20 protein-coding genes are annotated in these 21,166 nt (G+C 39.6%); 16 read left to right on the top strand and 4 right to left on the bottom strand.

Annotated elements, in window-relative coordinates; genetic code table 11:
• Positions 1–278 precede the first annotated feature (278 nt).
• Positions 279–1,736: a hypothetical protein gene (locus P3L47_RS02070; protein ID WP_147383027.1), complete on the bottom strand. Its 1,458-nt coding sequence runs from the start codon at positions 1,734–1,736 to the stop codon at positions 279–281.
• 30 nt (positions 1,737–1,766) lie between these two features.
• Positions 1,767–1,967, bottom strand: a complete 201-nt coding sequence (locus P3L47_RS02065; RefSeq protein ID WP_122363914.1) for a hypothetical protein — start codon at positions 1,965–1,967, stop codon at positions 1,767–1,769.
• A gap of 736 nt (positions 1,968–2,703) precedes the next feature.
• Here P3L47_RS02065 and P3L47_RS02060 point away from each other — a divergent pair.
• From P3L47_RS02060 to lptB, 14 genes are all read left to right on the top strand, one after another.
• Complete coding sequence (locus P3L47_RS02060; protein WP_277782528.1) at positions 2,704–7,107, top strand: DUF6383 domain-containing protein; 4,404 nt, start codon at positions 2,704–2,706, stop codon at positions 7,105–7,107.
• Between the two features lie 322 nt (positions 7,108–7,429).
• Positions 7,430–7,888, top strand: a complete 459-nt coding sequence (locus P3L47_RS02055) for a hypothetical protein (protein ID WP_277782527.1) — start codon at positions 7,430–7,432, stop codon at positions 7,886–7,888.
• 174 nt (positions 7,889–8,062) lie between these two features.
• Positions 8,063–8,506: an HU family DNA-binding protein gene (locus tag P3L47_RS02050; RefSeq protein WP_277782526.1), complete on the top strand. Its 444-nt coding sequence runs from the start codon at positions 8,063–8,065 to the stop codon at positions 8,504–8,506.
• A gap of 10 nt (positions 8,507–8,516) precedes the next feature.
• Positions 8,517–8,723, top strand: coding sequence for a hypothetical protein (locus tag P3L47_RS02045; protein ID WP_122363803.1), 207 nt, complete (start codon positions 8,517–8,519; stop codon positions 8,721–8,723).
• On the top strand, positions 8,713–9,192 hold the full coding sequence (locus P3L47_RS02040) for a D-Ala-D-Ala carboxypeptidase family metallohydrolase (protein WP_277782525.1): 480 nt from the start codon (positions 8,713–8,715) through the stop codon (positions 9,190–9,192). The genes P3L47_RS02045 and P3L47_RS02040 overlap by 11 nt, the downstream gene beginning before the upstream one ends.
• Positions 9,189–9,629, top strand: a complete 441-nt coding sequence (locus tag P3L47_RS02035) for a hypothetical protein (protein WP_277782524.1) — start codon at positions 9,189–9,191, stop codon at positions 9,627–9,629. The genes P3L47_RS02040 and P3L47_RS02035 overlap by 4 nt, the downstream gene beginning before the upstream one ends.
• 116 nt (positions 9,630–9,745) lie before the next feature.
• Entirely contained in the window at positions 9,746–10,933 is a 1,188-nt protein-coding gene (locus P3L47_RS02030) for a 6-bladed beta-propeller (protein ID WP_277782523.1), read from the top strand.
• A gap of 593 nt (positions 10,934–11,526) precedes the next feature.
• Positions 11,527–12,708: a 6-bladed beta-propeller gene (locus tag P3L47_RS02025; RefSeq protein ID WP_277782522.1), complete on the top strand. Its 1,182-nt coding sequence runs from the start codon at positions 11,527–11,529 to the stop codon at positions 12,706–12,708.
• 144 nt (positions 12,709–12,852) lie between these two features.
• Positions 12,853–13,083 carry a DUF3791 domain-containing protein gene (locus P3L47_RS02020; protein ID WP_122363807.1) on the top strand — a complete coding sequence of 77 codons (231 nt, stop codon included), beginning with the start codon at positions 12,853–12,855 and terminating at the stop codon, positions 13,081–13,083.
• The gene (locus P3L47_RS02015; protein WP_277782521.1) at positions 13,080–13,595 is read left to right on the top strand and encodes a DUF3990 domain-containing protein; all 516 of its coding nucleotides are present in this window, start codon (positions 13,080–13,082) and stop codon (positions 13,593–13,595) included. Before P3L47_RS02020 ends, P3L47_RS02015 begins: the two co-directional genes overlap by 4 nt.
• A gap of 13 nt (positions 13,596–13,608) precedes the next feature.
• Positions 13,609–13,800 carry a DUF3791 domain-containing protein gene (locus tag P3L47_RS02010; protein ID WP_277782520.1) on the top strand — a complete coding sequence of 64 codons (192 nt, stop codon included), beginning with the start codon at positions 13,609–13,611 and terminating at the stop codon, positions 13,798–13,800.
• A gap of 60 nt (positions 13,801–13,860) precedes the next feature.
• The gene (locus P3L47_RS02005; RefSeq protein ID WP_277782519.1) at positions 13,861–15,366 is read left to right on the top strand and encodes a leucine-rich repeat domain-containing protein; all 1,506 of its coding nucleotides are present in this window, start codon (positions 13,861–13,863) and stop codon (positions 15,364–15,366) included.
• Between the two features lie 20 nt (positions 15,367–15,386).
• On the top strand, positions 15,387–16,508 hold the full coding sequence (locus P3L47_RS02000; RefSeq protein WP_277782518.1) for a 6-bladed beta-propeller: 1,122 nt from the start codon (positions 15,387–15,389) through the stop codon (positions 16,506–16,508).
• Positions 16,509–16,574: 66 nt separating this feature from the next.
• Complete coding sequence (gene lptB / locus P3L47_RS01995; protein WP_122363811.1) at positions 16,575–17,327, top strand: LPS export ABC transporter ATP-binding protein; 753 nt, start codon at positions 16,575–16,577, stop codon at positions 17,325–17,327.
• A gap of 39 nt (positions 17,328–17,366) precedes the next feature.
• Here the strand turns inward: lptB and P3L47_RS01990 are convergent, their stop codons facing one another.
• A complete protein-coding gene (locus P3L47_RS01990; RefSeq protein ID WP_122363812.1) occupies positions 17,367–18,257 on the bottom strand; it encodes a CPBP family intramembrane glutamic endopeptidase in 891 nt (296 codons plus the stop codon).
• Positions 18,258–18,340: 83 nt separating this feature from the next.
• Complete coding sequence (locus tag P3L47_RS01985) at positions 18,341–18,586, bottom strand: RNA-binding regulator (protein ID WP_122354268.1); 246 nt, start codon at positions 18,584–18,586, stop codon at positions 18,341–18,343.
• Positions 18,587–18,910: 324 nt separating this feature from the next.
• Here P3L47_RS01985 and tig point away from each other — a divergent pair, with 324 nt between their 5' ends.
• Both tig and clpP read left to right on the top strand, forming a co-directional pair.
• Positions 18,911–20,263: a trigger factor gene (gene tig / locus P3L47_RS01980; RefSeq protein WP_122363813.1), complete on the top strand. Its 1,353-nt coding sequence runs from the start codon at positions 18,911–18,913 to the stop codon at positions 20,261–20,263.
• Positions 20,264–20,453: 190 nt separating this feature from the next.
• Positions 20,454–21,122 (top strand): ATP-dependent Clp endopeptidase proteolytic subunit ClpP, encoded by a 669-nt coding sequence (gene clpP, locus P3L47_RS01975; protein WP_277782517.1) that lies wholly within the window; start codon positions 20,454–20,456, stop codon positions 21,120–21,122.
• Positions 21,123–21,166: the final 44 nt, after the last annotated feature.

The following is a 21,166-nucleotide window of genomic DNA, read 5'->3' as shown; positions in this document are numbered from 1 at the left end:
ATGAAAGTAGAACGATTACCAAGTGAAAGAAACATATATGTGTTCTATTCGTTTGATATATGTTAAACGTATATTTGATTGAATACAAATATACAGCAGAAAGGAAGGAATTGTACCGAGGGATAGCATCTTTCTGATAAATATAGGGTACTTGTGACTCAAGTAGCTTCTTCGTACCTTGTTTTTAGTGATGGCATTAATGGCAAATCCCGGCAATGATTGGAGAAAATGTCTGCCAGTGCCGGGATTTACATATTGAGGAACTTCAGGTGTGAGAATTATTCACCCGGTTCAGGTTCAGGCTGGTCGCCTCCACTGATATTTTCTTTTGGATAGTATTTCTCCAGCCAGGCTTTAAGCGTCGTGGCTTTATCCAGCGACTTCAGATAATAATTGATCGGGACACCGATATTATCATCTCCCGAAGAGCACTTCTGAACATAATCATCCATGGCTGTCATCAGCGAGTTGATATCGATCATGCCGTTTTGTCCGTCGTCGATCTCAGACAACCCGGTCAAGGTAGACTGGATCGTGGCGTTGTGCAGCGAAATCATTTGCTTTCCGGTGCGTGCGGCACTGGCCGACGATTCGAGCGTATTATTTTCAGTGGCGGTCGCCCCTTGAAGGGTAGCCAGTTTCTGCATCTCTTTGTCGGGATCGGAATCGGCAAATTGCTTCACACCCATTTTTACCTGGTTGGATTTGATCGAAGGAATCACTCCCATGGTGGCAAGCGAACAATGCGACTGGATGTTTTGCGAACTGATCAGGTTTTTCACACTGTTGGCAAAAGAATCTTCAACACCGAAACCTCCCTGTAAATCGGCAAACCAGCCGCCCAACTTAAACTGGGTCTGCAATTTCTGAGCCACACCTTCCATATTTTGTACCGTATTCATCGAATCGGACTTCAGGACATGGATCATCCCGACAAAGCTCGACCCGTATGTGGCTCCCGAGAGAACATAAACCAGCTTGTTGCAGGAAGATTTCTCCAACTCTTCCCATAACTTCAGCGGAGACTTTTTGGTATCGATCACTTCATCCGGAAAGGCCTTATTCCAGGCAGCCACCATTTTATCCGGATCCAGTATCAACGGCGAGAAGATGCGCGCATTTTTATGCGTACAGGAAATACTGATAACCAGCGTCCCTTCCAGCTCATGATTGGCATTTTGCATACCGAATTGCTTTTGTACGGATTTAGACAGCTGCATGGCATGGGCTTGCCCGAAGCCGCTCATCGCTTCGCTCACAAAACCTCCGATGCTGGAGGCTTGGCTTTCGCTTCTCTCTTTATTGGAATCGACCGAAAAATAGCGTACGTTCAACTGCATGGAATCGGAAGAGACCCCCATCGATTTGACTTCGCTTTTCGTATAATCGAGAGGACTCTCGATGTCATCGCTCATCATCGACATCGTCGCACGCAAGGGTTGTATGTTTTTCTCTGTTTCCAGCTTCACCTTTCCGTATTCGGCGGCGGCAGTGGAAATTTGCTTATTCAGTTCTTTGATCTCAGCCGTTATTTCGGGTGTTTCAACCCCCAGGTTGGTGAGTTCCTGAACAGTCATATCCAGATTTGTACGCAGAGCGATAAGTGAGTTCATGGTGACTTCCTTTGCATCGGCTTCTGCCTGATATGCAGCAATCAGCTCCGCATTATCGAGCTTTTCCTGTTTTACGATGTTCCCCAATACGAGGGACGGTTCGTAAGGTATTGTTGATGGCATAACGATTAGTATTAAAAGGTTGAATAATTATCAGAAATAAACAATATTTCCCACGGCACGGCTGCGGGTAAGACCTGGAATCAGAACTCCGTGCGGATCGGTTACCGACACGACTTGAGCTCTCATTATAGCGATCGCGATATCTACATTGGGAAACTGCAAGGCAAAACCTGCCTGCGAATCATAATATGAGCCCATGTAATTTACTCCATCTGCTGTTACTGTATACATAAATAAAAGGTATTAAAGGTGGCTGCCTACTCTTTTCAGTTTTCGGCATCTCTGCTGCGGGGAAGGAAGGGCTTTGGATTATCATACATAGCTTAGGGTGGTAAATGTAAAAATTATTATTGAATAACCAAACGTTTTTCTGATAAAATATCAACTGTTTTTATAGTTGTTCTATCGCGTACATTATATATAAAACAACACCTCAGGGAACACAAAACAGATATTAAAACTTAATATGCTATTATACAGTAATTTACACTTGCTGAAAAGAGAGTAGTGAAAATCAAGCTTAACTTTCAGTACAGCAGTCTTTTATCATTAAATAAACGGGAGTGTTAAAATGATAGTAAAATGAGGCGTAAAATGATGTTTAATGGATTGGTATACAGTGAATTAAAATGTTAAAATAGAATGACTAATTTAAACGATCCTTTTTTCTAGTCACAAAGGTACGACTAGTTTTTAAACCTGCAATTCTTTTCAAATTTATTTTTGCAAATATATAGTCTTTCTTATCAACTACATAACAAAGTTTGTATGAAATTATCGCTTTTCAGTATAAAATAAAAATTCACTCAAGAAATGACTAGAAAAAAGGATCGATTAATCTCGTCATTTTACTAAACACCTTTTAACAGATACATAGTTAGGGGAAGAAAGGGAAAAAGGTGTAGAGTAAGATTCACAAGGTTTGTGACAGCATTTTAACACTATTATTAATATTAAATTTTAAATTATGAACAAAAAGTTTTCTACTTTGGTGGCGGGTTTATTGCTCGCCTCAAGTGTTGGAACGGTGGGGGCTGTAACTCCTGACTATTCTAAATTCACTGCAGCGGGTACGCTTGCAACAAACTTGAAGCAGAACGGAGCTTTCCAGTTGGCTGATAGCGAAGGCAACGTACTGGCTATGGTAAAAGAAGCAGATGGTAAATTGGTTCTGAAAATGGTTGCAGCCAATACGGGTGCAAACCTCGCAGAAACTCTTTGGACAATCCGTTGGACTACTTATGATGATACAGTAAAGAAATATTATTTTACTTTCGAAAGTGCTGCTTATCACATGCCTTTGTCTTTCTCTACGGAAAATGCGGGTAATGGTGATTTGACATCTGAAATCAACTACGAATTCCCCGGTAAGATCGGTACATGGGAATGGCAGGAAGGAATTGAAGGAAAGGGTATTAATGGCGAAGCTGCTTTGAAATACCGTTTTGCAAATCCTGACTCTGTTATGACATTGGCCGTTAATAACGGTGAAGTAGGTGCTATCAAGTACGCACAGTCAAAGGGTGACGGTGGCAAAGCACTTACTTTGAAACCGATGGTTGTTCAGGGAACAGTTCTGACTGCTGATGATCTGAACTCAACGATGCTTTCCAATACAAAAGCCGGTAAATTCCGTTTGGGTTTCTTTGGTGATGTAGTAGGTTCAAAGATCGGTAATATGTGGACGGCTAACGACCTGATCGCAGAGCCGGTTGTTGCTTATTCTACAAGCATGTACAAAAAAGGAAATGTTCCTGCTGAAGATACTTATAATGCAAACCAGAAAGCTGCGGCGCAGGCTGCAAAGGATGCTGCTGATAAATTGTTAGCTCCGGCAACTGTTGAAAATGCTGTTCAGACTGCAATTACAGCCGGTTCAGCATGGGATCAGGCTGCTAAGGATTGGGCTGCTACAGTAAAAGCTGCTGCAACAACAACAGAAAATACTTTTGATGCTTCTTTAAATGCAGTGAATGCAGAAGTAGCTAAAAAAGACGGTGAAGTGAAAGAGGCTGCTGCTTTGGCTGCTGCCGCTAGTGCTATCAATACTGTTGTGGCTGCTTACGAGATGGATGAAATAGTAGGGGAGAACAACGATAAAGCAACTGTTGATGGTGTAATTGCTGCTGTGTCTTTGACGGATGTTGACGCTGTAAAGGATGATCTTGTAACTCTTTTCAAAGGTAAGGTTGAAGATATAGACAATAATGAGGAATTGTTTGATGCTTCAAAAGCAGCGGTTGCTGCGTTGAATGCTAAATTCGATGTAACAGTGCCTGATTATGTTGCTGCCGATAACGATAAGATTAAAGAATGGGTTAAAGCTAATGTCGATGCAGAAGTTGAAGCATTGGTTACTAGTATGGTTGGTTCCGAGACAGTTGTTGCTACTGTTAATACTAATATTGCTAAATTAACTACTGCTGCAGGATTAATCAATACAGCTGTTGATAACTTGTCTTTCACTGCTCATGTTGATGCTTGGGATTTAGCAAAATTCAAAGAAGAATATGCAAAATTGGCTTATGGTCAGGTAGAAGCTTATACTGCTGATCAGTACACTGAAGTGAAAGATGCTATTAAAGCTTTGATCGATGAACTTCCTATTACTGTCGATGCAGCTGATCGTGCAAAGTCATTGGTTGCTGATCAAAAAACGAAATATGAGGCTGCTTCTACGGCTGCTGAAGTTTATGCAGATGCTGTAACAGGCATTAAAAATGCTCTTACAGCTATGAACAGTGCTCAGGCAGTTAAAGATGCTATCGACGCATGCAAAGAAGATTTCAATAAGGAAGGTGATGATATCATTGTAGAAATCAGTAGTGCTGTAAAAGGTGAAAACTTACCAGCAGCTGTTGCTTCTGTCAATATCGAAAAATATCTGGCTGCCGGTTCTCAGGAAGGAGAAGTAGTGGATCAGGATGTTGTATCTAAATATGTATCTTTATATTTAGGTAAGAAAGACAGTAAAGAAAACAAACTGTATCTGGCTGTCGATACTAACTTGCTGACAGGCGTATCCGGTAACAGACATCTGAAATTTGATGCATGGAAATATACCGAAGGTATCACGAACAGTAATGGTAAATTACTAAGTGAAACTAATGTTCCTTTGTTCAGAGACTATAACGGTCACTTCAACTTCAAGTTCACTTATTATCCTACTGAAGACTCTTTGAAGATCGAAACTGACGGTTATGCAATGAAACCGGCTGTAGGTGTTGAAAACTGGGTGGATATTACAGATGTAAATGCCGCTCACGGCTATGAAGCTAACGGTAAATTTGTCAAACTGGCAGTTTTGGCTGACAATCATAAAGAAGTAACTGTCGGTAAATATGAACAGATCACTGGCTCTGAACTGACAACTATCAATACTCGTATCGGTTTCGGTATCAACTTCAAAGATTATGCAGCTATTCCTGCTGGTGTTTACACAATCAAATACGTAAGCAACGAAGAGAAAAACGCTAACCGTAATGGTCGTTATATCACTTACAACTGGTTGTATAATAATTACCAGGTAATGGCTTCTGTTGAAGATCAGGAACTGAACCATATTCCGGCTGCACAGTGGATCGTAACTCAGGCTAAAGGGGAAAAACTGAATTCTATCGTGAATCGTGAATCTAACAAGGCTCTTGTATATACAAATGAATTCGGACAGGTGCAGCAGCAGTATATGTATGCTACAAGTACGGCGAATCTTTACACGAACATGGAAGGTGACTCTCTGTTGTTCACTTCCGTTCCGAAAGAATTCACAACAGATAAAACGTTGGGTTACTTTATCGATCCTGAAAAGAATCTAGAAGCTGACGATCAGTTGAGAGTATTTTCATTGAACTATCTGAACAATTTGAATAATGACCTGTTCGTTGGTTACAATGACGCAGACTCTATCCTGAATGTGGCTAAGACGGAAGATGCCGATCGTATTTATTTCCGTTTGATTCGTGCAACAGACTCTATTGCTTACGGGCCTGCTGAAGTAAAAGATATTGCAACTCAGTTGAAACGTATTCCTTACTACCTGCAACTGGAAACTGCCAATAAGAATATCAAGGACGAAGATAAACTGTTCATCACTCTTGATAAAGACGGTAAGTTCAAACTGATCAACTCTACGTTGACAAATGGAAAGGTAAACTATGCCAATCTGGATGCTTTCTTCCTGAAAGAATTTAAAGAAGCAGACGCACAACATTATTATGCTATTATCAAAGCTCAGCAAAATGAGAAAAACGAGATTACAGGGGCTTTGGGTTCTAAAAAGATTTCTGTAAAAGATTATCCTTCAATCCTTGTACAGGAAGATCTGGAAGGTGAAAATCAGTCGGAAGATTACTCTATATACAACTGGGGTTACCTGAATGACGGTCGTACTTCTACTTTCGGCCTGGTAGCCAAAGATGCTCCTAAATACCGTCGTCTGGGTGTAACTGATGCTGAAGACGGTTTGAACAACATGGGAACTAACGTTGCCAAGATCAACCTGACTCGCGAAGACAACCGTTATCTGTATGAAAATACAGCCAACAGAGTAGCCGGTTACGAATCAGATCCTACAGGTATCAACTACCTGGGTGCATTGTTCAATGGCGAAAACAAAGCTGCCATGTTCATCGATACTGCTTATGTACGTAACGAAACTGCACGTCCTCAGTATTTGCTGGCTGTTCGTCCTGACTTTACTCCGGATACAACATTCTGTCCGATTGACCACGGCCATCCGTACGAATTGGTAGACCAGGTTCGCGCTAACTATCTGGTAACATTGTCTGACTCTGTAGCTGCTTACAAGGGCGATAAGAAGATGTTGGATAAGTTTATGTATGAAAACAGAACTTACACTCGTCTGGCATTCGTTGATGCTGTTCACCAGGGTGATACCTTGTTGATCATGAGTTCTAAGTTCAAAGGAACAAAACTGGCTGCTAACGATACGATCGATCTAAGCAAGAACGAATTCAACAACGCTGCTGTTCAGTTCCGTCTGACAAAGAATGACGACCAAAAGGCTGAATTCTACATCGAAACTCAGAATAACGAATTCGTTCGCCTGATCAACGGTGTAGCTGTATTAACAAATGACATCGCAGACGCAGAACGTTTCAACATCGCTAAGACTGACGATAAGCCGGTTGCAAATGACGAAATCAATGCTGCCGAAGTATCAGTAATCGCAACAGAAGGTGCTGTTATTGTTAAGGGTGCTGCAGGTAAGAATGTTGTTGTCACTAACGTACTTGGTCAGACAATTGCCAACACAGTAATCACTTCTTCTGAAGCTCAGATCTCTGCTCCTGCAGGTATCGTAGTAGTAGCCGTAGAAGGTGAAGCTGCTGTTAAAGCAATCGTAAAATAAGTAACTATTTATAATCAATAAATTTAAATTGACTGCGTGGTGGGCGGTTCACGAACCGCCCCTACCAATTACCCTGTGACAGGCGAACAAGCAGTCAGTATTAATACTAAAGTAATGAAATAAAGTTCTTCTGTTCGATCTCTGTGAAGAGCGAAGACAGACAAAAAAGCAAGCCCCGGGGATTAAGTTCTTCGGGGTTTTGTGTTTTTTAGAGCCACTGAAAAAGATGCTGGAAGAGCTGGATTTAAATCCTCTTTACAGGCCTTGTTATCTTGTTTGGTGGCTTGAGGGGTGAAGGGCTATTCAACCTTCTAAGAATGTTATGAAAAAGTTATTAATGGCATTGCTGGGTGCCCAACCAGCTGTTTGTGTTTATCAGCAACATGTGAATAATTTGTTACCAGAGGAAAAGGAGGGCTTTTATAAAGATTCCTTTACTTTGGCTTTTTCGGATTGGAGAAATCTGAGTCCGGCGTATCGTGATTTTTTTGTTAGCCTGATTAAAAGTGAACGTCAGCGTTTTATCGATTTTGTGCGCAATGATACTGTTTTAGGAGAGTTTCTTTACGACGTGAAGGATGAAGCATTGTTTATCCGTATCCTGAGCCTTTTGGAACGACCGGATAAAAAGCGTAAAACATCTTATACGAAGTTGGCATTCGCTGTTAAGCTCGGATTTAATGTTGATCTGAAAGTGAAGTATTTATCGGATAAAATCCGATATGCAAGAGCAGATACGGATGACTTGTATGAGTTATTCGAGAAGATAGCAATAGAATAAAGATGTTAAAATTTTAGATTTCTGAAAAGCAACGGGAGTGTAATGGTTGCTGGGCTGTTGACTCTTTGAAGTTGAAAATCATCTTATACATGTAAGTTCCTGTTGCTTTTTATCCTTTTTTTGCCGGTATATCTTTGTGCTGTACTTAATTATTCACTAAAAACATTTTTAATTATGGCACAAGGTTACAAATTGGTTCTGCGTCCGTCGGAACCGGGAAAGAAAGATTCTCCGAAGTTGTATTATGCGGTATCGAAAAGTACCGGGTTTACAGACCTCAGACGTTTGTGCAAGTTGATTGCTGCAAGAAGTACGGTATCGAGTGCGGATGTGAAAGCGGTACTGGATAATCTGAATTATATTCTGGATTTGGAATTGCAGGATGGTCGTATTGTTCAGTTGGGAGAATTTGGCAATTTCCGTATTACGGTCGGGAGCGAGGGCATAGAAGATAAAAAGAAGTTCTCTGCAAGTCTGATTCGTGCTCCGAAGATCGTATTTACTCCCGGATTTGACCTGCGTGAGACAAAAAAGACAATGGGATATTCGCTGATTGTTCCGGAAGTGGAAAAGGCTGATAATTCCGGTGGTGAGGATGACCGTCCTGTAATCGAGTAAAGCATTCGGAATGAAAAAGATGAATGTACAATTGGTAATGGCCGTGCTGCTTTGTGCAGCCGGCATTACTTTGGTCTTTTCCGGTTTTTGGATTGCTCCGGCCGGAGAAATTCATAATAGCGTATTAGTGGCTTTCGGAGAGATCAGCACGTTTGCCGGAGCGTTGTTTGGTGTAGATTATTCATATAAAATCAAAAAAAACGAACATGGAAGATAAAGAGTTCATATTTGAGTCTCCTTTGAGTGCACAACAACAGGCTTGGAGGACTAAGCATCCGGATTGGATCAGTGACCATTTTTATATGGGAGAGTTTATGTATAGTGCAGTGGCTGTAGAACGGGGATTGGAAAATACACCGACACCGGAGGCACGGAAGGCGATCCGGAATCTGGTTAAAAATTTATTAGAGCCGCTCCGTAGATATGCCGGTTGTTCTGAAGGCATGCATATTAGCAGCGGGTATCGTTGCGAGGAACTGAACCGTTTGGTGGGAGGTGTCAAAAATTCACAACATTTGACCGGTGAGGCTGTCGATATTTATACATTGGATAATTGTTATCTGTTTAATGCCTTGCAGAGAAGTGGGTTGAATTTCGATCAGGTGATTTATAATCGTCGCCGTAATTTCATCCATTTGTCTTTGAAGTTAAAGGGAAAGAACCGTCGTCAAGTGATAATCAAATGAGAACCGTTCTTTATTTGTTTTTGGCAATGGCAGGATTATCCGGCTGTGTTACACGTAATTCCGGAAGCAAGGAACAGTTTTCTGCGTATAAGGATTCAATGACGTATACCCGGTTGGATACATCCTGTTTGCATTATAATCGACAGACCCGGTTACGGGGAACCTCCCGGTTGAAGGAGATTTCTTTTTCTTTACCGGATAGTTCGGGGAAACAGCATGTGGAGCGTGTTGTGTATGCAACGGAAGAATGGAATGTGGCAGATTCGGCAGAAATACTTTCTGCGGGACTGGCTACGACAAAAAAGCAAGTCATGAATACCGGTGTGTCAACAGAGAAAACGATTACAAAACATGAATCGAGGTATACTGGTAAATGGATGCTGGTTTTGTTTTTGTTGCCTTTCGTTTACTGGTTATGGAGAAAGTGGAGTGATTAAGTAATTTTTATTCTTTTATTTACGAAATGTTCGGAATAATGTGTATCTTTCGGATACCTTATTTTGATAAAATGTTTGTAAGTTGTTTTTGGTATACTCTTTTAATGACTCTTATTATGGATAGAAAAAAAATAGTATTTATTCTTTTGTTGTTTTTGTGCGGGTGTAAATCTGAATTAAAGCAAAAAGAGGAAGTAGTAAATAGACAAGAGTATATAGACTTGTCCAATGTGAAATATGAAAATGAACCGGTAAAGTTATCTTCATTTATAGATGAAATTACGTATATACCTCTTTCTGATACAAAACTATTAAAGGATATTGTTCAGTTATATGTAGCTGATAGTTTATTGTTCATTAGATGCGATAATGATCCATCTATCTATATATTTTCTTCTAATGGAACTTATGTAAAACCTTTATTTGATGTGGGAAATGGACCAGGTGAGGCATTTTGCCATACCTCATTTATATGTAATGATGAAAAATCAGTAATCGCTTTTAATGGTTCGGGTTATATATATAATTATACTTATGGGGGAGAGTTCTTAAAAAAAGAGAAGAGTGAGATAAATAGTAGGTTAAAAAAACTAGTAAGTTATCAGGGAGATATACTATTTTATCAATTGTCGAATTTGCTACCACAAAAAGGAGAATTGTGTAATCCTAATGGTGATTATCTATTATATGGGGAAGATGCGAATAGTAATGAACTTGTTTATTGTTATGAGAATTATGGAAAAGATGAAAAGGCTGAATATCGGGGTGTTATTGCAGAACTTGAAACTGCTGATTTTTTAACAGGGAAGCTCGATGATTCTTTCTGGTTTAAAAATCTATATATGGATACCTTGTTTATTTTTAATAAAGAAAAGTCGAATTTTTTACCTAAATATGTATTTAACTTAGGAGATAATTCTTGGGATTATAGAACTTTTGTTCATTTATATTATTTGGATAAAGATTATTTGAATATATATGATACTAAAACTTTATTACAAGAATTGTTTTTGGGGAATAAATATCTAGTTTATAGAATGAAAAAGGGGAAAGATGAAGGTGTTGGAGTTTATTCTATGTCGGATAATAAAAATTTATGTTTTACTAATAAATATCAAAATGACTTAGATTCTTTTTTGAGTATGATAGATTTAAAAGCTTTATTACCGTATAGCTTTTGTGATGGTGAGTTTTTATATCTGCCAATTAATTCATATATGTTTTTTGAAGAAGGTAATTCTCCATTTTCTTTACAGTTGACAGAAGAAAGTAATCCTATTATTCTTAAAATGAAATTGAAATGAATATCTTTGTTATTTCTGTTATTATGGAATTTACTGAGCGGCCGTTCACTGAGCGGCTGCTTAGTAAATGCAAAAATAGTATTTCCTGCTGAGAAACAAAATATTATTCAGATAAAAGCTTTGTAGCATTGTTAATGCTTTCATTGTATCTTTTAAAGAATATAAATTGTTGTCGGCTGTTGGAGGCTTTACAAGAAAGTCGATTGAACTTTGACCAGGTACTGTCGCCGTGGGTTTATTCATTTATCTTTGAAGTTAAAGAGAAAGAACCGTCGTCAAGTGATAATCAAATGAGAACCGTTCTTTATTTGTTTTTGGCAATGGCAGGATTATCCGGCTGTGTTACACGTAATTCCGGAAGCAAGTCATGAATACCGGTGTGTCAACAGAGAAAACGATTACAAAACATGAATCGAGGTATACTGGTAAATGGATGCTGGTTTTGCTTTTGTTGCCTTTCGTTTACTGGTTATGGAGAAAGTGGAGTGATTAAGTAATTTTTATTCTTTAATTTACGAAATATTCGGAATAATGTGTATCTTTCGAGATATTTGAGTGGCTAGTATAATATTAACCTTATGAAATAAAATGCCATGAAGAAGAAAAACGTAATCTTATTGCTCATACTTTTCTTAGTGAGCAGTCAAATTGTAAGTCCGCAATCAAAGACTGGGGATTTGCCGGTGTTCGATTTTTCAAAAGACTATCCCCAAAAGAAATTACGTCTTCAGGATATGGCTGATATCGAATATGTGCCGTTGGAGACAACGGATGATATTTTATTGGGCGAAATGGCTGCACTTTCTGCTGTTACAGATAAATATATTCTTGTACATGAAGCTCGGAGGGGAGATATATTTGTTTTCGATCGTAAAACAGGAAAACTCTATTCTCATTTTAATCATAAAGGGCAAAGTGGGCAGGAATATACATGGATTAATGTAGGTACTATTTTGGATGTGAAAAAAGAGGAAATCTATGTGTGTTCCCAATATATTCAGGTTTATTCGCTGAAGGGAGAATACAAACGAACATTGAAAATAAATACATTTGATAATGAAATGAGTATTTTCAACTTTGATGATGAATCTTTACTTATTTATGAAGGTGTGATAATAGAACCAGGTCGTGAAAATAAAACAAAAGAAGCACCTTACCGTCTTGTCTCAAAAAAAGACGGAAGTTTGATTTCTGTACTAGATATTCATTTTACTAAAAGATATTCAAATAAAATAGCTCAAAAATTAGATGGTAATATGTGGAGACCTTTTGTAATTAGTTATCCTCAAAATATACATTATGGTCCGGATTTAATGATTGCTGATATATCATCTGATACGCTGTTTCAGCTATCTCCGGACAAGGGGCTAATTCCCCTACTGACCCGCAAGCCTTCAGTTCATGTTTCTGAACCTCGTAATATATGGATACCATTTGTAACAACTGATAAATTTATGTTGATAGGTACGCTTATTTTGGATTTTGAATCGTTAAAAGGAGGGCCGATTCCAACGTTCATGTATGACTTTAAAACCAGCGAGATAATGAAAGTCCCGATTTTGGATGCAGAATATGACACGAGAGCCTGGAGCCAGGGAAGATGGTCACCGGAAGCATCGCCTGCCATCGGCAGGAATATGGTTGCCGAATTTATTCAGGCATCATCTGTGATAAGTGCTTATAACGGAAAACGCCTGGCTGGAAATGGCATGAAGATAGCAAAAAATCTTGTCGAGGATGATAATCCGGTGGTCAGGATAATCAAATTCAAGTAATAAGTAGCATGTATGATGAATCACTTTCTCCGATAATGTTACATTTGTTTTCAGGGGGGCTATTGCTGGAAAAAACGGTAAGATTATTATTGGATATGATTCTTTTCATTATATTTGTCCTTATCATCTCAAAAGGTAAAAGACATGACGCTGGAAGAAAAGAAAATGGAATTTGCCGTGTTTTGTATTGAAAATGTGGCGGCTCAATTGAATGAATTGCCGGAAGATATATATGAAAGACTCAGTAAGCAGGGACTTATCGATGAATTGATTTTTGATTGTTATGATGCGCTTCATACTCAAAGCAAACTGCATATTGTAGAAGATGTCATTACAGCTTTGAATAATCGGGAGAAAGGAGGGACGGTTGTATGAAAGTGTATCATGGTTCTACGTTCTGTGTGGATCTTCCTTTAGCTAGTGTTTGTCGGGATAATCTGGATTTTGGCAAGGGCTTTTATGTGACTGACTTGAAAGAACAGGCTGTTAATTGGGCTTTGAGGATCGCAGCTATTACCAAGATGGTTCCTTATCTTAATGTGTATGAGATGGATATGGAATTGGTACGTAATAACTATCAGGTGCTGACTTTCGATAGTTATAATGATGATTGGTTGGATTTTGTAATCTCTTGTCGTCGGGGTATACCTGTGTGGAGAGATTATGATGTCGTAGAAGGTGGTATAGCGAATGACCGTGTGTTCAATACCGTTGAATTATATTTTTCAAACCTTATAGGAAAAGAAGAAGCCTTAAAACGTTTGAGTTTTGAATATCCGAACAGGCAGTTGTGCTTGATTAATCAAGAGATGATAGATAATAATCTCAAATTTGTTGAATTTGTAAATTTAAGTGAGAAAGGAGGTCTGTATGTCTCAGGCAAATGAAATATTGCTTCAAATGAAGTATGCTCGTATTATTATGGGATTCTCGAAACGGCTGGAGATTGACAGTCGCCGTGGCTTACGTCTTTTTTATCAATCTGATTTGTATAAGGTTTTACGTCAAAAAATAGGTGATATTCATTGTCTTGGCGATAACTATTTAATTGATGAGTTAATCATTGAATATGCTCGTAAACAAGGTGCTTGATGAAAATAAGTTTGATCATCTGTGCCATTAAATAAATTGTTAACCTGTAAAATGAGTATCATGAAAATAAACAAAGGTCTGTTGGTATTGAGTCTGCTATTACTCTCGGTCGGGAAATTATCGGCTGAAGATTTTGGTTATGAACTGAAAGATGGTACGCTGACCATTTTGATGTATGGAGGTTTTGACGACTGGAAAAAGGCCGGTATCCATGATAAGAGTTCTGTTACTAAGATAGTGATAGATGAGGGAGTTCCTATTGTTCCGAATCAAGTGTTTAAGGATATGAGGCATGTGAAATCCGTAACAATTCCATCGTCTGTGACTTCGATCGGGACAGGAGCCTTTTTTGAATGTACGAATTTGTCATCCATCACATTTGCTGAGGATTCCAATTTGAAGTTTATCGGAGGATATGCTTTCTATCAGACAGACTTGACTTCTATCAGTGTTCCGGCTTCCGTGGAAAGGATTGGAAAAGCTGCTTTTAGGGAGTGTCCGAATTTGTCGTCGGTGAAATTTGCATCTAAGCCGCGTTTGAAGACGGTCGGAGAATGGGCTTTCTACGAAACAGATCTCAAAGAGGTTGTTATCCCGATATCGGTGACGACTATAGGGAAAGCTGCCTTTGAGGGATGCAGAAGGCTGACTTCTGTTGCTTTTCACGAAAATATCAGGCTGGAAAAGATCGGGGCAGGCGCCTTCTCCAGAACATCCATTACTTCTGTAAATATTCCTTCTTCTGTGACGGCTATCGGTGAGGGGGCTTTTAGGCTCTGCAGAAGACTGTCGTTGGTCACTTTTGGAGGTTCGAACCTGAAGACAATTGGTGAACAGGCTTTTTCAAGGACGGCTCTGACTTCTTTTTCTATACCGCCTTCAGTGACTACGATTGGGGTGGGAGCTTTCGCAAAAACTCCTTTGGAGTGGGTAGAGGTTCCTTCTTCAGTGACGAATATTGAAGGTGCTGCCTTTACGGATTGTAAAAAGTTATCTTCTGTTACGTTTGTCGGAAAATCGGAATTGGAGAAGATTGGGGCTGCCGGATTTTACGGGACAGCTTTGAAGTCGGTAGAAATTCCTTTTTCGGTGAAAACGATCGGAGCCGGTTCCTTTTCTCACTCGGCTCTTCAGTCGGTAACTATTCCTGCTTCTGTTACAAACATAGAGCGGGCCGCTTTTTCTCAAACTTCCCTGGCATCTGTTATCATACCGTCATCTGTAAGGATGATAGGGAAAGAAGCGTTCCATAGTTGTTCTAAACTGACAGATGTTACTTTTTTGCCATCGAAAGCGCCGGATGGTTTTGAAGAGAATGTATTTGGCGCGTGTTTCTCTTTGGAGACAATTTATGTACCGGAAGGAAGTATGGGTTATTCAGGAGGGCAATGGGTTAAATATGAGGATATTATCAAACGTAAAGCTACACTCATTTCGTCCGGTTCGTTAACGGCTTTATATAATTTGTTTTCTGTAGGCGGAATGGGAAGTTGGAGTACCTTTAATCCTATGTTCTATGCTCTGTTTTTGATCATGTACGTGCTGAAGAAAATGTTTTTGGGTTAATTAGGATAAAAGAAGTAGTTATGAAAAGAAGTAGTTTGGCTTTCTTACTGATTATCTTGTTTGTTATTGTCGGATGTAAAAAAGGTTCGGACGATAGAAAAGATTCTCTTCCTGTTTTTGATATGGAAGCTGTTATCGGCAGACAGATCCCCGATACGTTTACATGGAATGGCGTAGCTAAAAAGATTGACTATGTCCCTTTATCTACATCATCGGATGCCCTGTTTGGGGCGGCCCAACTAGTGCATATTGATAACGATTTTTACTGTATGATAGACCCAAAAACGAGTTCTGTCTTTTATTCAGATAAAACTGGAAAGATTATTCATTCGTTTTCGAGGAAAGGGCAAGGTCCGGGTGAGTATGCATGGCTCACGTATGTATCTATGAATCCGAAAGACTCGACTATCAGTGTCTTTGATCAAAAGAGCGGGAAATATATTATTTATGATTTGATGGGTAATTTCATAAAAGAAACTTTTTTAAAAGAGAAAGGGTTGAATACAGTTCATTTGATATCAGATAATTTTGCTGTAGCAAAAGGGCTGGATGCTGGTGGTTATAAACTCTGTGTAACTGATAAAGACCTGAACATCCGGAAGAATTTGTTCCCTATGGATACTACTCTTACGGAAATGGAACGTTTTTGTATGATATGGCAATTAAATTATAGTAAAAACCGGGATATGTTTATTGCAAATTTTGCCAATGAAGATACTGTTTTTGCAGTAACGGCAAAAGGAGCACTGCCCGTTTGTGTTTTAAAGAAAGGAAAATATGCTCTTCCGGAAGAGGAAGCAAAGAAACCTATGGATATAATTTCTACCCCTTATATTCGTTCGATGTGGCTGTCTACTGTATCTGATTACTATTTGATAACTTACCTGTTTGAGAATCAGTATTATGACGAGATATGGAATGGACGGGATAATAAAATAATATCACGTTTGTCATGTGAAAACGGAGAATGGGGTTTTCCTCTTTGTCTGCCATCTGGAAAAAAAGTATTGCTTAATACAAGGCTTTTGTATGTCAATGGCAATATAGTCGCTTCATTTATCGATGCAGCAACGGCTGTAGAAGGTGGCGTCGAGGGAGTGGAAGAGGATGATAATCCAGTCTTGGTGGTGATGGAATTGTAAGAAATGATAATAGTCTTGTGGAAAACTAATTAATTGCGTTTCTTTGTACCCGTAAATTAGTAGGATATGGCAGACGAACAACAGATGGTACTCCGGACGGAGGACCTGGTGAAGAAATATAGAACACGTACGGTAGTGAACCATGTTTCCATTAATGTGAAACAAGGGGAGATTGTTGGATTGCTCGGTCCGAATGGGGCGGGAAAGACGACTACATTCTATATGACTGTGGGGCTGGTTACTCCTAATGAGGGGAAGATATTCCTGAATGATATGGAAATCACGAAGTTCCCCGTTTATAAACGTGCCCGTAACGGGATTGGTTATTTGGCACAGGAAGCTTCTATTTTCCGTAAGATGACAGTGGAAGATAATATCCGTTCCGTGCTGGAAATGACGGAGACGACTGCAGAATATCAAAAGGAGAAGCTGGAAAGCCTGATCGCTGAGTTTGGTTTGAACAAGGTCCGGAAGAACCTCGGTGACCAGTTATCGGGTGGTGAACGCCGTCGTGCCGAGATTGCCCGCTGTTTGGCGATCGACCCTAAATTCATCATGCTGGATGAGCCGTTTGCCGGTGTCGACCCGATTGCCGTGCAGGATATCCAGACCATCGTTGCTAAATTAAAACATAAAAATATCGGTATCCTGATTACTGACCATAATGTGTACGAGACATTGAGTATCTGTGACCGTGCCTATTTGTTGTTCGAGGGTAAAGTCCTTTTCCAGGGAACGGCAGAGCAGCTGGCAGAGAATGAAATCGTCCGTGAAAAGTATTTGGGTAAAGACTTTGTGTTACGGAAGAAAGATTTGTAATAATATGCCAATTTGCTAATTAGCCAATGGATGAGGGGATTATTGGATGGTTTTCCTGATCCGTTGTACGCATACGATAAATAATAATAATGTGATGACAGCCAGTGCTGAATAAGGCAGCAGGTTGGCGTTGGATATATCTCCGGTGATAAATTCATTCTCTTTCAACCGGTTATCAGACATGCCGATCACAGCAAATGCATTATTTGCGAAATGGGCAAACACAGGGATCCAAATGTTCCTGCTCCAATATAACAGATAACCAAAATAAGCTCCTAATAACATGCGTGGAAGGAATCCATAAAATTGCAGATGGAAAGCACTGAATAATATGGCGGCCGACCAGATGACAATATGGTGATTGGCAGTCCATTGACCGATAATGCGCTGTAATGCTCCCCGGAATAAAAACTCTTCGGTGATACCAGCCATTAAAGCCATGACTACCAGATTGGATAAAAACGTCAGGAGACCATCACCGGCTAAAAGCGTATTGGTCAGCTGTTCGGCAAGCGCTTCCTGGGTCTGCATCCAGGCTTCGACAGGGGCCATGAACGAGGGTAATACCATTTGCTTGTTCAGTAATGCAGTCAGAGTGATGGTCGGCGACATCAGGATCATGCTGGCCAGTACGAGCAACAGAATCTTTGTATCCGTTTTCCGCTTTATGCAAAGGTAAGCCTCCGGATCCGGACTGCATAGCCATGCTACCGCCAGTGCCGGGAAGAGGAATGTCCCGATAGCGGAGATCAGTTGCATCATCCGCATCATCCCGGGATAATGCATTATATTACCGGCTGTACCATGCAACATAAAAAATATCCCCGTTCCGATCAGGGAAGAAAAAATGGCTCCGAGTAAAAGAGAAACTAACAGGAGCAATAACTGGAACAGTGCCGGTTTGCCGGCGTATATACCTTTTAGCATCATATTATTAAATATAAAGTAGGGACATAAAAAAACTTCTGCCCAAATATAGGCAGAAGTTTTTTATTTTTTCGAGGAAGAGTGAATTACATTTTAGGTCTGGCTTCTTTCACAACCATCTGACGACCTTCGAATTCAGCTTCGTTCAATTCGGCAATAGCTTTTTTTGCTGCTGCGTCATCAGGCATTTCTACGAATGCAAAGCCTTTAGATTTACCTGTTTCACGGTCTATGATGATCTTTACAGAATCTACCACTCCGTATTCTTCCATTACTTGTTTCAGATCTTCTTCCCGAACACGATAGTTCAGGTTACCAATGTAAATGTTCATAAAAATAGAAATAATTAAAAAATAAAATTGTTACTGATGAAAGTAGTAAACCGGAATTTCGTAACAGAAGTAGATAAATCGACACGTAACAAGTAAATGAAGAAATAAAAACAATGTTATTTACGTTCAAGGTAAATCCCCTTTCACATTACAAAGGAATACATTTATTTTAGATAAACAAGATTTTGGGTAGAAAAAAATAATATGTGTCTAAATTTGTCTTACTTAGAACAAATTAGGTAAACAATTTGCGAGATTAAAAGAATAACTCTAATTTTGCAGCCTAAAATTCGATACGACTATTAATTAAATAAATCATTCAGAATGAACGTTTCGCTTAAGAACATTGATGCCGTTAGCGGTATTGTGAAATTAGAAATAGTGAAGGCTGACTACGCTGAACAGGTTGAAAAGAGCCTGCGCAACTTCCGTCAGAAAGCAAATGTACCAGGTTTCCGTAAGGGTATGGTACCGATGGGTATGGTGAAAAAAATGTATGGAAAGCACGTGCTGGTTGAAGAAGTTAACAAGTTGGTTTCTGAAAATCTGTTCAACTATATCCGTGATAACAAATTGAACATTTTAGGTGAACCGATGCCTAATGAAACAGAACAACAGTCAATTAATTTCGATACACAGGAAGATTTCGAATTTTGTTTTGATGTAGCTTTGGCTCCGGAAATCAAAATCGAACTGAGCAAAAACGATAAACTGCCTTTCTATCAGGTGGCTATCGATGAAGAAATGATGAACCAGCAGGTAGAAGCTTATACTGCAAACTTCGGTTCTTATGACAGCGTTGAAGAAGTAGAAGAAAAAGACCTGGTAAAAGGTACTATCGCTGAATTGGAAAACGGTTCGCCGAAAGAAGGCGGTATCGTTGTTGAAGATGCAGTCCTGATGTCTTCCTATATAAAAGATGAAGCTGAAAAGGCTAAATTTATCGGCGCAAAGGTTAATTCTGTAATCGTGTTCAACCCGAACAAGGCTTATGAAGGTGCAGAAGCAGAAATCGCTTCTTTGCTGAAAGTTGAAAAAGAAGCCGTTGCCGGTATCACTGGTGACTTCAGCTTTGAAATCAAAGAAATTACCCGTCACAAAAATGCAGAACTGAACCAGGAATTGTTCGACAAAGTATTCGGCGAAGGTGTTGTTACCAGCGAAGAAGAATTTAAGAACAAGATCAAAGAAGCATTGGCTGAACAGTTCACTCCTCAGAGCGACTATAAGTTCCTGTTGGATGCCCGAGACGTATTGGTACAGAAAGCCGGCGAACTGAAATTTGCTGACGAACTGCTGAAACGTTGGTTGTTGACAGCAAACGAAAAGAATACACCGGAAAAACTGGACGAAGATTATCCTCAGATCATCGAAGACTTGAAATATCAGCTGATCAAAGAAAATCTGGTGAAGAACAATAACCTGAAGGTAGAAGATGCAGATATCGAAAACTTCGCAAAACGTGTGGCTAAAGCTCAGTTTGCACAGTACGGTATGCTTTCTGTTCCTGAAGAAGTATTGGCTAACTATGCAAAAGACATGCTGAAGAACAAGCAGACTTTGCAGAATGTTATCGACCGTGCAGTAGAAGAAAAACTGGCTGGCTGGTTGAAAGAACAGGTTGAACTGGAAGTAAAAGAAGTTTCAGCAGAAGAGTTCAACAAACTCTTTGAATAATATTATTCTTCAGAAACTGTAGTGTTTATTATGGTTTCAGCAAGAAAAAGGGGTTTCTCTCTAAAAAATATCTTACCGGATAGCAAATAAATTGTTTCTTTCAGAAATTTATTTATAACTTTGTTATTCCGATAAGTCAGAGGGAAATCCCTTTTTGTGTGACTTGCGGTTATACAATAAACAGTAAACTATGGACGATTTTAGAAAGTATGCAACAAAACATTTGAGGATGAACAGTAATGCGCTGGATGGTTATATGAATATCACCAGCAGTTATATTTCTCCGACAATTATTGAAGAACGTCAGCTGAATGTTGCGCAGATGGACGTGTTTTCCCGTTTGATGATGGACCGTATTATCTTCCTGGGAACACAGGTCGACGATTATTCGGCCAATGTGATTCAGGCGCAATTATTATATCTGGATTCAAGCGACCCCGGCAAGGATATATCCATTTATATTAACTCCCCCGGTGGTTCCGTATATGCTGGCTATGGTATTTACGATACCATGCAGTTTATCGGTTGTGACGTTTCTACTATCTGTACAGGTATGGCGGCTTCTTTTGCTGCCGTGTTGCTGGTAGCCGGAACAAAAGGCAAACGTATGGCGTTGCCTCATTCACGCGTTATGATCCACCAACCTCTGGGCGGTGTACAAGGACAGGCTTCGGATATCGAGATCACAGCTCGCGAGATCCTGAAGGTGAAAAAGGAACTGTACACTATTATTTCAACTCATTCAGGAAAACCTTATGAAGAAGTAGAACGCGACAGTGACCGCGACTACTGGATGACCGCCGAAGAAGCGAAAGCTTACGGTATGGTCGATGAGATCCTGGTTCGTAATAATAAATAACAAACATAGAGACAAGGCTTTTTGTGCCTTGTCTTTTTTGACAA

The organism is Parabacteroides chongii (assembly GCF_029581355.1).
In the GTDB taxonomy this organism is placed as follows: Bacteria; Bacteroidota; Bacteroidia; order Bacteroidales; family Tannerellaceae; genus Parabacteroides; species Parabacteroides chongii.
This window is presented reverse-complemented; position numbering and strand designations above follow the sequence as displayed.

Excerpts from the sequence above, each read along its gene's own strand:
- tig (WP_122363813.1), top strand. The coding sequence starts at position 18,911 with ATGAACGTTTCGCTTAAGAACATTGATGCCGTTAGCGGTATTGTGAAA.
- P3L47_RS02050 (WP_277782526.1), top strand. The coding sequence starts at position 8,063 with ATGGCACAAGGTTACAAATTGGTTCTGCGTCCGTCGGAACCGGGAAAG.
- P3L47_RS02045 (WP_122363803.1), top strand. The coding sequence starts at position 8,517 with ATGAAAAAGATGAATGTACAATTGGTAATGGCCGTGCTGCTTTGTGCA.
- P3L47_RS02065 (WP_122363914.1), bottom strand. The coding sequence starts at position 1,967 with ATGTATACAGTAACAGCAGATGGAGTAAATTACATGGGCTCATATTAT.
- P3L47_RS02060 (WP_277782528.1), top strand. The coding sequence starts at position 2,704 with ATGAACAAAAAGTTTTCTACTTTGGTGGCGGGTTTATTGCTCGCCTCA.
- clpP (WP_277782517.1), top strand. The coding sequence starts at position 20,454 with ATGGACGATTTTAGAAAGTATGCAACAAAACATTTGAGGATGAACAGT.
- P3L47_RS02000 (WP_277782518.1), top strand. The coding sequence starts at position 15,387 with ATGAAAAGAAGTAGTTTGGCTTTCTTACTGATTATCTTGTTTGTTATT.
- P3L47_RS02005 (WP_277782519.1), top strand. The coding sequence starts at position 13,861 with ATGAAAATAAACAAAGGTCTGTTGGTATTGAGTCTGCTATTACTCTCG.
- lptB (WP_122363811.1), top strand. The coding sequence starts at position 16,575 with ATGGCAGACGAACAACAGATGGTACTCCGGACGGAGGACCTGGTGAAG.
- P3L47_RS02055 (WP_277782527.1), top strand. The coding sequence starts at position 7,430 with ATGAAAAAGTTATTAATGGCATTGCTGGGTGCCCAACCAGCTGTTTGT.
- P3L47_RS02070 (WP_147383027.1), bottom strand. The coding sequence starts at position 1,736 with ATGCCATCAACAATACCTTACGAACCGTCCCTCGTATTGGGGAACATC.
- P3L47_RS02010 (WP_277782520.1), top strand. The coding sequence starts at position 13,609 with ATGAAGTATGCTCGTATTATTATGGGATTCTCGAAACGGCTGGAGATT.
- P3L47_RS02040 (WP_277782525.1), top strand. The coding sequence starts at position 8,713 with ATGGAAGATAAAGAGTTCATATTTGAGTCTCCTTTGAGTGCACAACAA.
- P3L47_RS01985 (WP_122354268.1), bottom strand. The coding sequence starts at position 18,586 with ATGAACATTTACATTGGTAACCTGAACTATCGTGTTCGGGAAGAAGAT.
- P3L47_RS02035 (WP_277782524.1), top strand. The coding sequence starts at position 9,189 with ATGAGAACCGTTCTTTATTTGTTTTTGGCAATGGCAGGATTATCCGGC.
- P3L47_RS01990 (WP_122363812.1), bottom strand. The coding sequence starts at position 18,257 with ATGATGCTAAAAGGTATATACGCCGGCAAACCGGCACTGTTCCAGTTA.
- P3L47_RS02020 (WP_122363807.1), top strand. The coding sequence starts at position 12,853 with ATGACGCTGGAAGAAAAGAAAATGGAATTTGCCGTGTTTTGTATTGAA.
- P3L47_RS02025 (WP_277782522.1), top strand. The coding sequence starts at position 11,527 with ATGAAGAAGAAAAACGTAATCTTATTGCTCATACTTTTCTTAGTGAGC.
- P3L47_RS02015 (WP_277782521.1), top strand. The coding sequence starts at position 13,080 with ATGAAAGTGTATCATGGTTCTACGTTCTGTGTGGATCTTCCTTTAGCT.
- P3L47_RS02030 (WP_277782523.1), top strand. The coding sequence starts at position 9,746 with ATGGATAGAAAAAAAATAGTATTTATTCTTTTGTTGTTTTTGTGCGGG.